General features: G+C 64.4%; 16 protein-coding genes. 8 read left to right on the plus strand and 8 right to left on the minus strand.

From position 1 onward, the window contains the following. The first annotated feature begins 37 nt into the window (after positions 1-37). The gene (locus ACXJKC_RS04760) at positions 38-1660 is read left to right on the plus strand and encodes an AMP-binding protein (RefSeq protein ID WP_456695532.1); all 1623 of its coding nucleotides are present in this window, start codon (positions 38-40) and stop codon (positions 1658-1660) included. Between the two features lie 433 nt (positions 1661-2093). Then, positions 2094-2474, plus strand: coding sequence for a 2-oxo acid dehydrogenase subunit E2 (locus ACXJKC_RS04765; protein ID WP_456695533.1), 381 nt, complete (start codon positions 2094-2096; stop codon positions 2472-2474). Positions 2475-2513: 39 nt separating this feature from the next. Here the strand turns inward: ACXJKC_RS04765 and ACXJKC_RS04770 are convergent, their stop codons facing one another. Further along, positions 2514-2852 (minus strand): hypothetical protein, encoded by a 339-nt coding sequence (locus ACXJKC_RS04770; protein ID WP_456695534.1) that lies wholly within the window; start codon positions 2850-2852, stop codon positions 2514-2516. 80 nt (positions 2853-2932) lie between these two features. Beyond that, positions 2933-3517: an SMI1/KNR4 family protein gene (locus tag ACXJKC_RS04775; protein WP_456695535.1), complete on the minus strand. Its 585-nt coding sequence runs from the start codon at positions 3515-3517 to the stop codon at positions 2933-2935. Positions 3518-3568: 51 nt separating this feature from the next. Between ACXJKC_RS04775 and ACXJKC_RS04780 the strand changes: the two genes are divergently transcribed. After that, entirely contained in the window at positions 3569-4393 is an 825-nt protein-coding gene (locus ACXJKC_RS04780; RefSeq protein WP_456695536.1) for a nuclease-related domain-containing protein, read from the plus strand. 25 nt (positions 4394-4418) lie between these two features. Here the strand turns inward: ACXJKC_RS04780 and ACXJKC_RS04785 are convergent, their stop codons facing one another. Then, positions 4419-4790, minus strand: a complete 372-nt coding sequence (locus ACXJKC_RS04785; protein WP_456695537.1) for a hypothetical protein — start codon at positions 4788-4790, stop codon at positions 4419-4421. Between the two features lie 220 nt (positions 4791-5010). Between ACXJKC_RS04785 and ACXJKC_RS04790 the strand changes: the two genes are divergently transcribed. Together ACXJKC_RS04790 and ACXJKC_RS04795 are read left to right on the plus strand one after the other, a co-directional pair. Next, positions 5011-5079, plus strand: coding sequence for a FitA-like ribbon-helix-helix domain-containing protein (locus ACXJKC_RS04790; RefSeq protein WP_456695596.1), 69 nt, complete (start codon positions 5011-5013; stop codon positions 5077-5079). A gap of 124 nt (positions 5080-5203) precedes the next feature. Next, positions 5204-5623 carry a PIN domain-containing protein gene (locus tag ACXJKC_RS04795; protein ID WP_456695538.1) on the plus strand — a complete coding sequence of 140 codons (420 nt, stop codon included), beginning with the start codon at positions 5204-5206 and terminating at the stop codon, positions 5621-5623. A gap of 11 nt (positions 5624-5634) precedes the next feature. Here ACXJKC_RS04795 and ACXJKC_RS04800 read toward each other — a convergent pair whose 3' ends face one another. Next, positions 5635-6315, minus strand: a complete 681-nt coding sequence (locus tag ACXJKC_RS04800; RefSeq protein ID WP_456695539.1) for a hypothetical protein — start codon at positions 6313-6315, stop codon at positions 5635-5637. 211 nt (positions 6316-6526) lie between these two features. On the opposite strand from ACXJKC_RS04800, the gene ACXJKC_RS04805 reads away from it, so the two are divergent. Continuing rightward, on the plus strand, positions 6527-6898 hold the full coding sequence (locus tag ACXJKC_RS04805) for a type II toxin-antitoxin system VapC family toxin (RefSeq protein WP_456695540.1): 372 nt from the start codon (positions 6527-6529) through the stop codon (positions 6896-6898). Positions 6899-6910: 12 nt separating this feature from the next. Beyond that, a complete protein-coding gene (locus ACXJKC_RS04810; protein WP_456695541.1) occupies positions 6911-7318 on the plus strand; it encodes a hypothetical protein in 408 nt (135 codons plus the stop codon). A 13-nt stretch (positions 7319-7331) separates the two neighbouring features. Here the strand turns inward: ACXJKC_RS04810 and ACXJKC_RS04815 are convergent, their stop codons facing one another. The 3 genes from ACXJKC_RS04815 to ACXJKC_RS04825 are packed head-to-tail and all read right to left on the minus strand — an operon-like array spanning position 7332 to position 10074. Then, the gene (locus ACXJKC_RS04815; protein ID WP_456695542.1) at positions 7332-7826 is read right to left on the minus strand and encodes a mycothiol transferase; all 495 of its coding nucleotides are present in this window, start codon (positions 7824-7826) and stop codon (positions 7332-7334) included. Between the two features lie 32 nt (positions 7827-7858). Beyond that, positions 7859-8707, minus strand: a complete 849-nt coding sequence (locus ACXJKC_RS04820; protein WP_456695543.1) for a M55 family metallopeptidase — start codon at positions 8705-8707, stop codon at positions 7859-7861. Next, positions 8707-10074 (minus strand): serine hydrolase domain-containing protein, encoded by a 1368-nt coding sequence (locus tag ACXJKC_RS04825; RefSeq protein WP_456695544.1) that lies wholly within the window; start codon positions 10072-10074, stop codon positions 8707-8709. Before ACXJKC_RS04825 ends, ACXJKC_RS04820 begins: the two co-directional genes overlap by 1 nt. Before the next feature lie 248 nt (positions 10075-10322). On the opposite strand from ACXJKC_RS04825, the gene ACXJKC_RS04830 reads away from it, so the two are divergent. Continuing rightward, a complete protein-coding gene (locus ACXJKC_RS04830) occupies positions 10323-11762 on the plus strand; it encodes a serine hydrolase domain-containing protein (protein WP_456695545.1) in 1440 nt (479 codons plus the stop codon). On the opposite strand, the gene ACXJKC_RS04835 is transcribed toward ACXJKC_RS04830, so the two are convergent. Beyond that, complete coding sequence (locus ACXJKC_RS04835) at positions 11747-12925, minus strand: diaminopropionate ammonia-lyase (protein ID WP_456695546.1); 1179 nt, start codon at positions 12923-12925, stop codon at positions 11747-11749. The genes ACXJKC_RS04830 and ACXJKC_RS04835 overlap by 16 nt on opposite strands. Positions 12926-13128 lie beyond the last annotated feature (203 nt).

Below are 13128 nucleotides of genomic sequence, written 5' to 3' on the forward strand. Positions count from 1 at the left end.
TTCGCACCAGCGAGAAATGGCTTCAACAGGAGGACATGTGACCGGTCTTGATATCCCTCTGACACCAGTACGATTCCTTGAGCGCGCAGCCGAGGTCATGCCCGACAAGATCGCCATCATCGACGGGCAACGGCAGTGGACCTACCGCGAATTCGCCGAATCGGCGCAGACGCTGGCGAAGGCTCTGCGCGCGTCGGGCGTCTCCGACGGCGAGCGGGTGGCCTTCGTTGCGACCAACTCGGCCGAGCTCCTGATCGCCCACTTCGCGGTGCCGTTGGCACGGGGCGTCCTGGTCGCGATCAACACGCGCCTGTCGCCCGCCGAGATCAGCTACATCTGCGAGCACTCGGGAGCCCGGATGCTGTGCGGGGACCTCGAACTACTGCAACCGCTTCGCGCGAGTGGTGCCGAGTTTCCGACGATCGGCGAGTGGGTGGGGCTGCCCGCGGTCGACGGCCGCCTCGCTGGTGACGGCGACTTCACTCGCTATGACGAGTTGCTGGCTCGCGGCCAGGGCGACGACCTGCGTTGGGAGGTGGACGACGAGACCCGAACACTCGCCATCAACTACACATCCGGGACCACTGGGCGCCCCAAGGGAGTCATGTACTCGCACCGCGGTGCCTACCTGAATGCCCTTGGCGGCATCCACCACTCATCGTTCGACCAGGAGACCACCTACCTGTGGACGCTGCCGATGTTCCATTGCAACGGGTGGTGCACGACCTGGGCTGTCGCTGCGGCCCTGGGGACTCAAGTGTGTTACCGAGCGGTGCGCGCCGAGACCATGTGGTCCCTGATTGACGAGCATCAGGTCTCCCACCTCAACGGTGCGCCGACGATCCTGACGACCTTGGTCACCGCAGAGCAAGCCCACCCACTCGGGACGCCGCTGACCATCAGCAACGGTGGTGCGCCGCCAAGTCCCACGATCATCTCCGCGGTACGCGCCCTCGGTGCGTCGATCGTCCACATCTACGGGCTCACCGAGACATACGGGCCGTACTCCGTGTGCGAACCCAAGCCCGAGTGGAACGAGCTGACCGCCGACGACCACGCACGACTCACGGCCCGTCAAGGCGTGGGGATGATCACCGCCGAAAGGCTCCGGGTTGTACGCGCCGAGCTTTCGCCGGACGGCGAACTGGTCGACGTTGCCGCTGACGGTGTTGAAATGGGCGAGATCGTCATGCGCGGTAACACGGTGATGAAGGGCTATTACCGCGATGAGGACGCGACACGGAAAGCGACTGTGGGCGGGTGGTTCCATTCCGGCGACCTGGGCGTCATGCATGAGGACGGGTACGTCCAACTGCTCGACCGCGCGAAGGACGTCGTGATCTCAGGTGGGGAGAACATCTCGACGATCGAAGTGGAGCAAGCCCTGCTCTCCCACCCGGCGATCCTGGAAGTTGCCGTCGTGGGCGTGCCCGATGACAAATGGGGCGAGACGCCGAAGGCGTTTGTCGTGACCACCGGCAAGGTGGACATCGACGAAGCCGAGGCCATTGCGCACGTCAAGTCGCAGATCGCGTCATACAAGGCGCCACGAGCAGTTGAGTTCGTGACAGACCTTCCGAAGACCTCCACCGGGAAGATCCGCAAGAACGAACTGCGCGAGATCGAGTGGAGCTCGCATTCAGCCAGGATCAATGGCTGATCTGCTGCTGGAGCCGGGGACGGCCGGGACGGGTCGAAGCGAGAAAGTGGGGAACCATGGCAGTCCGCAAAGGTGCGAGCCAAGAGCATTTCATCAGTTGCCAGCAATTCGCTGCGGGTGCCACGAGTCGCCGGGAGCCACGGGGGACGCAACATCTGCGCCGTCTCGGCGACACAGGGACCGCATGCGGGCAGTGGGCCGTGAACTGGCCGATGTATTTCGACCGTCAGGTCGATGTTCGCAATCCCGACCTGTGCCACGAATGTGCCCGGAGCATCGGGCTCCGGCCCTGAATGCCACCTCACGCCCAAGCAACGTCGCGGTCCACTTGCTCGGTGACCTGGATCCGCGCTACCTGACCACTCTTCGGTCCAGGGGCGGGCTGCAGTCGTACCCCCAGTCGGCGGAAGGACCCCGACACGGTCGACTACCTGTGATCCGTGATGCCGGGACACTTTCGGTCACGGCCCTCGCGATGCGGATCGCGGACGTCGCGGAGCGGACGCGCACCAGCTCGATCGGCGTCGACGAGTTCACGGGCGGCACCTTCACGATCACGAACACGGGCAGCCGCGGAGCGCTTATGGACACGCCGATCATCAATCAGCCGCAGGTGGCGATTTTGGGCGCCGGCGTCGTGGCCAGGCGTCCTGTCGTGATCGGGCGGGAAGGGCAGGACGAGGGGATTGCGATCCGCAGCAGGGTCTTCCTGTCGCTGACCTATGACCATCGCGTCGTCGATGGGGCGGACGCTGCGCGCTATCTCACGGCCGTCAAGGAACGCCTCGAACAGGGCTCGTTCGATCTCACATAACGGCACGGGCGGCGACGGCGGCCCACCGCGAAGCCCGGGTCAACTTCGCGCCCATCGCTCCCGTGGGGGCACCGCACTCCACGCCGAGTGATCGATCTCGCTCCTGTCCGCATGTCGGAGGATCGGGTTCCCGCGGATACAGAGCCCCCAGAACAGCACCTGCCCGCAATCGAGGCACTCCAGGAAGCTGACGATCGTGTACTTCAGGTCTGACTCGAGAAGAGCCGTCATGTCCCCGAGTGGAACGTCACCGCGCAACTCGCGCATCCGGCCGGTGCTGACCCTCTGGATCAAGGCCTCGGTCGTCGCATCGATATCCCAGGGGATCGCGCCGCTGCCCCGCACCCCGGCGGTGTCACAGGTATCGCAGTCATCCACGGGTTCAGTCTGGTCGATGAGGGCCTCAGTCCTCCGCAGCAGCGTGTCGAGCCGTGCCGGTTGGCTGCCCCGCGAAGGGTTCAGCGATCCTGCGAGAGTCCGTGGTCGAGCCAGAGCCCGAGTGAGTCGTCGATGCTGAATGCCCCGGTGTCGAACCGCTCCGCGAGCGACGTGAGCCAAGCCCCGTATGAGGTCAAATCCGGCGCCGGGGTGGGACCGTCGAACGGCAGCTGGAGGATCTGACCTGGTTCTCCGGCTGGCAGCGGATCGAGGTCGAGGGCGTAGCCGTCGCCTTCGGCGTCGGTGAACTGAAGCCAGCCACGACAGTTGGGGATCGTCCGGACCTTGTCGGGTTCCATCCAGGCGTAGTCATCGCTGTCGAGATCGGTGCCGAGGGCACTGGCCCGCATGTCAGAGGTCTCGATCATCGCCTCGACGCTGAGGAGGGTTTGGTGGTCGAAGACGTCCAGCAGTCGGGTGGGATTGTCCTGACCGTCGTGCCGCCGCAGGCTCGCCACGAAGTCGGACGGGAGCTCCTTGCCGATGGTGCGGGCAAGAGACTCGAGGTCATCGTCGTGGGCGGGGCTGCGCAGGGTCGCCGCAACAGTCGGGAGCCGGTCATGCAGCACGCGTTCGATGATGTCCCAGGCAGTGTCCACGTCCATGCGCCGAGTTTAGGACCGACCGTGAACCCGGCAACGGCTACGGTCTGACCCATGAGCGACGAGCCATCAGCGGACGAGAAGCGCATGCGACTCCGGTTCGCTGGCACGTGCCGCGTATGTGGGACCGAACTCCCGGCCAGGGTCGAGGCAGTATATGAGCGGGCCACAAGGACTGTTCGGTGCCTCAGCCATGTCGAAGCTGGCGGCGCTGAGGTCGCTGCAGAGGCGATCGATATCGGGACGCCCGGTGCTTCTGCTCGTCGGGAGTTCGAGCGTCGCAAGGACGGCCGCGAGCGACGAGTCCGCGCAAGGTATCCCAGGATCGGCGGGCTGCTCCATGTGCTGTCGGACGAACCGCAGTCGACCACGTCCTGGGACACCGGGGCGATCGGTGAGGAGCGGCTCGGTAGTCGTCTCAATGAACTCGCCTCTGACCACCTCCGCGTTCTGCACGACCGTCGTATTCCTGGATCCCGCACGAACATCGATCACCTCGCCGTGACCCGGACCGGGGTCTACGTGATCGACGCGAAGAAGTACGTCGGGCGTCCCCGTCTCAAGGTGCAGGGAGGCCTGCTGCGTCCCCGTACCGAGAAGTTGCTCGTTGGCAACCATGACCGCACGAAGCTCGTGGACGGCGTCCTCAAGCAGATGGGCATTGTCGTCGACGCGATCGGTGCGGGCATCCCTGTGCACGGGATCCTCTGCTTCGTCGAGGCCGACTGGCCATTGATCGGCGGCTCGTTCACGACGCGTGGGGTCTCGGTGCTGTGGCCGAAGAAGCTCTACCCGGGTCTTGGGCTCGACGGGCCTATGACGAGCGAAGAGATTGCCGAGATCCACCGACATCTCGCAATGGCCCTGCCGCTAGCTTGAGTGAGTAGCGCAGTGGTGCGCGAGGTCAGCGGTCGAACCGTTCGTCAGTCTGCGGATCGTAGAGGCGTCCGCCGCCAACGTCGGTGCCAACGTCGATGATGGTGTTCATCTGGTCACCGGTGTAGCGGCCCCTGGCAGTGACGATCAGGTGCTGAGGCGACCAACTGAACTCGAAGACAGTCGCCCCAGAGGGGGCTTCCCAGGTTGCCGAGCCGGTTGCCGTGGTCGGCGAAGGCTTCAACCCCGGCAACTTCTCGGCGAGGGCGTCGAGCGTCGCCGCGGCGTTGAAGGGCCCGATTCCCTCAACGGCTCGGCCCGCAAGCAACTCGGCATAGATAGTGTTCGGCTCCGGTCGTTCGGTGCGGGTATCGGTCCAGAAAGCCAGGTCATACGCCATGGAGTCGAGTGTGCCAGTACGACCTGGGCGGAATTCATCGGCGTAGCCGCGCGGACTGCGGCACGAGCTGGATTGCGGCTGTACAGGGCTACCAACGGCTGGCAGAGCCGCACGAGAACTGCTGCGCATCGGTTGACAGCTCAACCGCTATCAATACTGATATCACTCAAAGGAGGTGTCGGGAGTGGCATCTATCGTCGTTCGAGGGCTCGATGAGTCCGTGAAGAACCAGCTCGCAGCACAGGCAAAAGAACACGGTCGATCCATGGAGGCAGAGTGCGGGAGATAATCACTCGATCCGCTCAGCGCCCCCACATCGGCTTGGCGCTCATGCAGGCGGCCAGCGAAGTTGGCGGCATCGACGATCTTCCGATTCCGAGGCGCATCGACGAGGCGCGAGCAGTGGACTTCGAGTGATCGTCCTCGACACCAACGTCATCTCGGAGATCTTCCGGCCTCAGCCGGAGCCGCAAGTCGTCTCGTGGCTGGAATCCCTCAGCGGCGACGTCGCCATCACGGCATTCACGCTCGCGGAGCTGCTGACCGGTGTTCGTCGACTGCCCCGCGGTAAGCGCAGGTCAGAGCTGACCTCCAAGATCGAGACGGCGCTTCAGCCTTATCGCAACACCCGCGCAGTGCTGTCGTTCGACGACCAGGCGGCCGAGCACTTCGCGGACGTCCTCGTCTCCCGTGACAAGGCCGGATTGCCGATCAGCATGGCGGACGCTCAGATTGCCGCGATCTGTCGGGCGAATTCTGCAGCCTGTGCGACTCGCAACACGAAGGACTTCACCCACACCGGGGTCGAGCTGGTCGATCCATGGAATGCCTGACCCTGCAACCCCTACGAAGACGATGAGTTCCTGATGAACTGTGAGACGGCTTCGGCGCTGTAGAACTCGGCGATGGACTTCGACAGGTTCGGCTCGACCCGATCCGGATCTGCACCATGAGCAAGAAGCAGATCGAAGACGCGGGTGAGATCGTCCACGAGCTCTGGGTTGAGCGGCTTCGGGTCCACCCAGTCGGGATCGTTGTAGCGGCGGGTGGGAAGAATCTGCCGTGCGTCGAGCACCGCGCGACCCAGCGCGGAGTTGCCGGAGGAATCGACGGCGTGGATATCGGCTCCGGATTCCATGAGCAGCTGCAAAGCGGCGTACGCCTCGTCGGCCCGTTCGGCAGTGTTTCTCATCTGCCACACCTCTTCGGTGCTCTCCTTGGCAAAACGCGTGGGCCGCAGCCATCGGGAGCGCATCACGGCGGCTTTGATCGCGTGATGGAGCGCAGGCATCACGAATGTGTGAGGGCTGTCAGCCTCTATAAAGTTCGGGTCGGCGCCGTGCTCGAGAAGCAGCGCCGCGATCGCGAATTCCCCGTTGCGGTACGCGACCTGGAGAGGCGACTGCTGGGCGTACTGCTTCGGCGGTGCCGTCGCGACAAGGGCGGTCAATCCCGGGTCCTTGACCAGACGCTGGCGGACGGCGCCGATGTCACCATCGACGATCTCTTTGAAAAGCGCCTGCATGAACTTCGTCCGATCCTCAGGGTTGATCCTGCCGAAGACTCTATCGAGCGAGGCGGAATAGGGCGTCAGAGCTCTTGGCGCGCGCCAGCGAGTTGACAGGCGTTACTGAAAGGTCGGCCTTGATCCGCATCGAGAGCGCCAGGCGACTTGCCAAGCTGGGCGGCACCGATGGTGCGGCGACTTCCGCCCCTCGCCGGCGAGGCGATGCTGCGTGATCCTGGTCGATACTTCGATCTGGATCGACCACCTGCATGAACGGGACCCCGAGCTGGTCGCGCTTCTGTCTGACGACGAGGTCGGCTGTCACCCGTGTGTCATCGAAGAATTGGCTCTCGGCTCGATCAAGCAGCGCAATGTCATGTTGGACTTGTCGCAGAGTCTGCGCCAGTTTCCGGTGCTCGACCACGTCGAGGTGATGACGCTCGTCCACGGACGGCAGTTGTGGGGCCGTGGCCTCAGCGCGGTCGATTGCCACCTGCTCGGGGCTGTCGCTTTGGTCGCCGGATCCGAGCTGTGGACGCGCGACAAGCGCCTGATTGCCACGTGTGAGGACATCGGCATCGCGTGCCGCGACGAGCTATGAGAAGTTGAACGCATGATCGAGAGTCCGCAGACAATCCGAGTCAGCCGTGACGGCGATGTACACGATGCGACGATCGCGTGGTGGACTGAAGATCGGCTTCGGGTGGTCGCGATCACCTCTTCGGAGTTCGAACCAGTTGAGGCGGGAGCGAACGACGCCTTCGAGGCTCTCTGCCTCGTGCGTGAAGAACTCGAACCGCTGGGGTGGCGAATCGGCGTCACGGGTGCGCAGGCAGACGTCTGGCCGAGCGGCATGGCCCGCGATCAAGGTGGGGGCCTGGTGGCCTATCGGATGACGGACGAGCAGGTCGGCGGCGTTGTCCCCACGTTCGAGCCCGTCGACCCCGCGACGGTCACTACCGTCACGGAGCAGAGGGCCGAGGTCGAACGACGGTTCGAAGGGTACCGGCGCAAGACCTAGGACTGCCCAGACGTCACGTCAGCGCGCCCGCAGCATAGGCCGCTTGCCCGACGTGCTGAGCGGCGTCGTCGATGATCGACACCAGCCGCGCGCCCCGCGTCACGGGTGGTTCCCAGTTCTGGTCGATGATTTCGTCGAATCCAGACTCGGGCAGCGCGGAGACGTAGTCGACGAGCGCGGTGAGCGTCGCATCGAGGTAGTCGACCAACAGGTTTTGATCGTCGACCTTGATGTGAGCGGCCTGCTCGGGGCTGTGGCCATAGCCGATGGACTCTCCGAGCTCGCCGAGATCGAATCGGTCGCGGTAGGCCTCCCATTGCTGTGATCCGCCGGAAAGATGGGCGAGCTGCACGTCGACTTCTCGGCCGGTATGCCACAGGAGCCAGGCGACCGAGTTGGGATGCCTCGCAGGATGCGCATTGAGCTCATCGGGGGTCAGATCAGGAAGGTTCCTGGCTGCCTCGATGGGACGGCGGGCGAATCCTGCGAAGACGTCGGAGATGTCCATGGGTCCCATTCTGCAACCTGGAGAAGTATCCGCTAGCGGCGTGCCATCGCGACCCGCCTGCGCCGTGCGCTGGAGGCGAGCTCGTACCACACCGTGATCAACGTGAGCAGCTCGTCGACGTTGGAAACGCGCTGGCGGACTGTCAGCTCACTCAAGCGCTGGCTACCCGGAACGAATGCGAGCAGCTCAGCGGACTCGGGGATCTGGAGATCGACCTCGGCCACGAGTTCATCGGGCACCGCGATCAACTGATGCGAGCCGATCCGTTCAACCGCGAGCGCGGACGCCTGCCGGATGAGCTTCTGTGCGGCAGATGGGCTGAGCGAGTTGGTGGCGCTCCAACCCTCCGCGGTCTTGACCGTGGCTGTCCCCACGCCGGGCAGAATCTGTGCTGCCAGAGCGCACACCTGATCGTCGCCGGTGATCAATCCGACCGGGACACCCCGACTTGCGGCATAGAGCGCGTTGACCTCGGCTTCGGAGACCTCATGACCGTTGATCCGTATACGAACGAACTCGGAGGAGAAGGTGTGCGCCAGCACACCGTGGGCGCCGCCCGGGGCGTGGTAGCCCACGAAGAGCGCGACGTCGTGCTCTTCGTCGATGCCATGTGCCATGCACTGAGCACGCGGAGCGCCGAACACGAGCCGTGCTCGTGGATCGAGTTCAGCGTGCAGCAGATTGTTCATCTTGCCGTGGCTGTCACTGACGGTCACCGCCGAGGCGCCGGCCTCATACGCGCCCTCGATGGCGGCATTGGTTTCGGCCGTCATCAGGCTCTGCGCACTGCGATAGCCGGACTGGCCGCTGACCGTCTGGTCGAGCGTGGCGATCCCGGCGATACCTTCCATGTCCACTGAGATGTAGACCTTCATCGTCATCACTTGACCTTTCGAGCGGCGCGCCCGGAGTTGTGGAGATAGCGTTCTCCGTCTGCAGTGGAGTAGAAAGACACAGCCGACCACGGGGCGGACTGTTCGAACCGTGCCAGGAAGTAGTCCTGGTGCAGAGGCACCAAGGTCGCCTCCGCGTGCTCGTCCGGCAGCTCATCGGACAGCGGAGCGGTGACCAATCTCGTCACCCGCAGATCGTCGCCTTTCTCGTCTATCTCCAACCGCTCACCGAGTCTCTCGTAGATTCCGACGTAGTCAGCGTTGTTCACCGCGACGCGTGCGGCCGGCGGCGCGGGAAACCCCGGAACCGTCACGTCGCAGAGCTGGTCCAGCAGCTCTGCGAAGAACTGCTGGTAGAGCTGCAGTGTGCGGCCACCGTTGGTCAGCAGGCACACCACGACCTTGGAATCGGAGACGATGCGCAGGAACGATTCCTGGCCGATCGTCCCGCCGTCATGGCCGTAGACGAGCTGATCGTTCCAATTGTTGAGGAGCCAAGCCAGTCCGACCTGACGCGGGCTCTCGCCGGACTGGTCAGGGATGCTTGTCTGCGGCACAAGCATCTCGGCCTTGCGGGCTTCGGGCAGAATCGATTGCCCCTGGAGTCCCGGGCCGGGGAGGTGCGCGGCCGCGAACTTCACGACGTCCGAAGCCGTGGCGGTGATCCCACCGGCCGGACCGACAGATCGAGGCAGCGCCCACATGGGTGCCAGGTGGACCGTGCCGTCATCGCTCACGCCATGCCCGTACGCGACGCGGAACCGCAGCGCTTCCTCAGGCAGCGTGACGGTCTGCTCGAGGCCCAGCGGTTCGATGATTCGTTGACGCAGCGCGCTGTCCCACGTCGTGGAGGTGACCTGTTCGATGATCGCACCGAGCAGGGAGAATGCGCTGTTGCAATAGGACATCGTGGCCCCGACCGGATGGGTCAGACCGATGCGGTCGCACGATGCGACGAAACGTCGCAGGGCATCGTCGCCACGTCCACCGTCGAAGAAGTGGTCGCCGTCGATGCCGCTGGTGTGCGTCATCAGGTGTCGGACGGTCACCGCGTCGATCAAGCCGGGCGTGGAGAGCCTCAGCTCGGGCAGGTAGCGCAGGACCGGGGCGTCGAGTTCGACCAGTCCCTCGTCCACCAGCTGCATCACCATCGTGGCGGTGTAGATCTTGCTGATCGAGCCGATCTGGAACACGCTGAGCGGGTCTGTTTCGACGCGGGTCTCGCAATTGAGTACGCCGGTGGCGCCGGTATGAACGGCGCCGTCGACCAGCACCGCGAATGAAGCGCCGGGAACCTGGCAGTCAGCTGCCAGCGTGTGCAGCCGTCCCTGCCAGTAGTCTAGGTCGAAGGCCATGTTCGACTCCTTACGTCGTGTGGGGATGTGTGGGAGCTTGCGAGCGCGGGCTCATTGTGTGGCGCATTCGATCGCCGTGCATCGTGCAGACCGACGAAGTCGTCCGGGCCAAACGGGCCACAGCGACGACACGCGTGCCGCGGTGCGATCGGCCTAGTCCTGCTCGGCACATTCGGACGAATCCACGAGAGTTCGGCGCCGGTCAAGTGTGACGGTGGCGGCTACCCGCAACCACAGGAGGCACCTGGATGAGTTCGACAGACCAGATCCGTACCGCGACCACATCTGCATTGGCAGATCAACAGGCGCGCTGGCAGCAGCGCCTCATAGAACTGATGGACGTCAACAAAGTCCCCGGTGCGCAGGTCGGCGTTCTGCGAGTCGGCCAAGATGAAACCGACGAGCTGCTTCAGCTGAGCCACGGTGTGCTCAGTTTGGACACCCGCGTCGACGTCACGAACGACTCAGTCTTTCAGATCGGTTCGATCAGCAAGGTGTGGACGACTTCTCTGGTCATGCGCCTCGTTGACGACGGGCTGATCGATTTGGACGCACCCGTCGCCACTGTGCTCCCGGGGTTGCGACTGGCCGATCTCGACGCGCAGACCAAACTGACGATGCGTCACCTCTTGACCCATACGAGCGGTATCGACGGTGACCTCTTCACCGACACCGGCCGCGGCGACGATGTCCTCGAACGGTTCGTCGAGCTGCTCCCAGACCTCGAGCAGCTCTTCCCTCCGGGGGAGTGCTGGTCCTACTGCAACTCGGGCTTCGTGCTCGCCGGTCGGGTCATCGAAGCCGTCACCGGACTCACCTGGGACCAAGCGATGCGCACGATGGTGTTCGAGCCGTTGGGGTTGCCGAACACCGTGACCCTTCCAGAAGATGCGCTGTTGCGTCGAGCTGCTGTGGGGCACGTCGCAGGTCCCGACGGCCTGCCGGCGCCCATCTCGACGTGGAACGTCTCGAGATCTCTCGGCCCCGCCGGGGGCATCATGTCCACCGCCGCCGACGTGCTGTCTTTCGCGCGGATGCACATGTCGGAAGGCGCTGCGGCCGACGGCACCCGGTTGCTTCGACCGGAAACCGTACAGACCATGCAGGCCAAACATGCCAGCCTTCCGGCCGGCACCGGTGGTGGGGAAATGGAGGGCGCCTCTTGGGGCCTCGGCTGGCTCCGCTTCAAGTGGGGCAGCGTTGATCTCATCGGCCACAACGGCGGGACGTGGGGACAAGCGTCGGCGCTGCGGGTGCTTCCGGCCCACGGGCTGGCCATGGTCATCTTGACCAATGGCGGCGACCACGAGGCATTGGTCGAAGCTCTTTCAACAGAGCTACTCGCCGATCTCGCGGGCATCGAAAAGCCCGGTTGGCCGACCGAGCCCCCCACCATGTCGGTCCCCGTCGACCTGCACAGGTACGTCGGCGAATATGCCAACGTGGCGATGCGCGGCGAGGTGGTCCGGCACGAGGAGGAACTGAGATTGCGACTGTCGGCAGCCCCGAGTGGCGACGGGACGGAAGCCGAAACCCTCGAGGTCCCGCTGCTGCCCGCCGGAGGCGACCTGTTCTGGATCAATGTGCCGCCGGATCCCAGCTATGTGCCCGTGCAGTTGGGGTCCCTCGCCTCCGGCCGCCGTTTCCTGCACCTCGGCGGCCGGATGTTGGTTCAGGACGCTGGCTGAGGGGCCCGGCCGGACCGTTCGACCTCATCGGCCGACCGGCCGACCACGGTCTGATAGTTCGCCGGATCGGTGACGCCTTCGGTGCTGAGTATCAGCACCGAAGCGTCGGCCGGCACCGTGAGTTTCGTCCGCGTCGGCGCATCGGCAGCGCGCAGGGCGATGAGGGCACCCAAGGCCGCCGCGCCGGTCTCTCCGACGGAGATACCTTGCTGGGCCAATCGACGCATTGCGTCGTGCATCGGATCATCGCTGATCACGATGCTGCCCCGCAGCCGGGCTTGCAGCGAGGGCCACGTGCCAAATGATGGTGTCCCGCAGTTCAAACCCACCATCTCTGAGTTCTGAGGTCCAGGCACCGTCACTCGCCGGCCGGCCTTCAAGGATCCGGTGACGCAATCGCCGCCGACAGGCTCAACGGCGACAACTTGAGTGGGTAGGTGAGCCAGGTGCTGGATCGCCGCTGCGGCCAGGGCTCCGACGCCGACCGGGACGAACACGAAGTCCGGCGCAGGTGCACCGGCAGTGGCCAACGAATCGAAGACCTCGTGGAACATCGTTGAATAGCCCTCGGAGATCCAGGCCGGTACCTGCTCGTAGCCGGGCCATGAGGTGTCGGACAGGACGAGCCGGTTCTCGGTTGCTGTGCTGGCAGCGAGTTGCACGGTCGCGTCGTAGCTCAGCTCAGTTTCCTCGACCCGGGCACCTTCGTCGCGGATAGCCTGGACGCGCGCGGGGGCGGTTGCGTGCGGAACGTAGATGTGAGCTGACATTCCGAACAGGGCAGCGAATCTGGCTACCGCGCGACCGTGATTGCCGTCCGTGGCGGTGACCAGCGTCAGCCCGGAATGCTCGGACAACAAGGCTCGCAACTCGTCCAGGGTCGACCATTCATCGCGGAGGTCCCGGCCGATTCTCTGTTCGACGAGACGATATGCCGCCCACGATGCACCCAGCCCCTTGAATGACGGTAGACCGAACCGGCTGGCCTCATGTTTGACCCAGAGCCGCTTCACGGCCAAGTCGGCTGCCAGCTCCGGCAGCTCGTACAAGGCGGTTGGTCGATAACCCGGCAGCCGTTGGTGATACCAACGCGGATCCGAGACGGCATCGCCGATTATGCGGGGCTGTACCGGGCTGGCTCGTGACCACATCTGTTCAATCATGCGGGCGAGGATAGGGCGAAATCGTGCTCGCGATTTCGTCAGCCTCCAACAAAGCCGCCGGACGAACCTGTTGAAATCGCCGACACCGTACTCGTCGTTCTGGCTGAAATACGACCAGATACTTGGTCCGGATCGACGGGTCTGACGTGATGTGTGCTTGTTACCGTGCCCGCCGTGTGCCTATTCCGGCCGCAATTTCAGTG

The organism is Aeromicrobium sp. P5_D10 (genome assembly GCF_054049535.1).

What these genes read in the sequence shown, in the direction of transcription:
- ACXJKC_RS04775 (WP_456695535.1), bottom strand. Translation starts at nt 3,517, where the DNA reads ATGGACGTGGACACTGCCTGGGACATCATCGAACGCGTGCTGCATGAC.
- ACXJKC_RS04780 (WP_456695536.1), top strand. Translation starts at nt 3,569, where the DNA reads ATGAGCGACGAGCCATCAGCGGACGAGAAGCGCATGCGACTCCGGTTC.
- ACXJKC_RS04785 (WP_456695537.1), bottom strand. Translation starts at nt 4,790, where the DNA reads ATGGCGTATGACCTGGCTTTCTGGACCGATACCCGCACCGAACGACCG.
- ACXJKC_RS04800 (WP_456695539.1), bottom strand. Translation starts at nt 6,315, where the DNA reads ATGCAGGCGCTTTTCAAAGAGATCGTCGATGGTGACATCGGCGCCGTC.
- ACXJKC_RS04810 (WP_456695541.1), top strand. Translation starts at nt 6,911, where the DNA reads ATGATCGAGAGTCCGCAGACAATCCGAGTCAGCCGTGACGGCGATGTA.
- ACXJKC_RS04815 (WP_456695542.1), bottom strand. Translation starts at nt 7,826, where the DNA reads ATGGACATCTCCGACGTCTTCGCAGGATTCGCCCGCCGTCCCATCGAG.
- ACXJKC_RS04820 (WP_456695543.1), bottom strand. Translation starts at nt 8,707, where the DNA reads ATGACGATGAAGGTCTACATCTCAGTGGACATGGAAGGTATCGCCGGG.
- ACXJKC_RS04825 (WP_456695544.1), bottom strand. Translation starts at nt 10,074, where the DNA reads ATGGCCTTCGACCTAGACTACTGGCAGGGACGGCTGCACACGCTGGCA.
- ACXJKC_RS04830 (WP_456695545.1), top strand. Translation starts at nt 10,323, where the DNA reads ATGAGTTCGACAGACCAGATCCGTACCGCGACCACATCTGCATTGGCA.
- ACXJKC_RS04835 (WP_456695546.1), bottom strand. Translation starts at nt 12,925, where the DNA reads ATGATTGAACAGATGTGGTCACGAGCCAGCCCGGTACAGCCCCGCATA.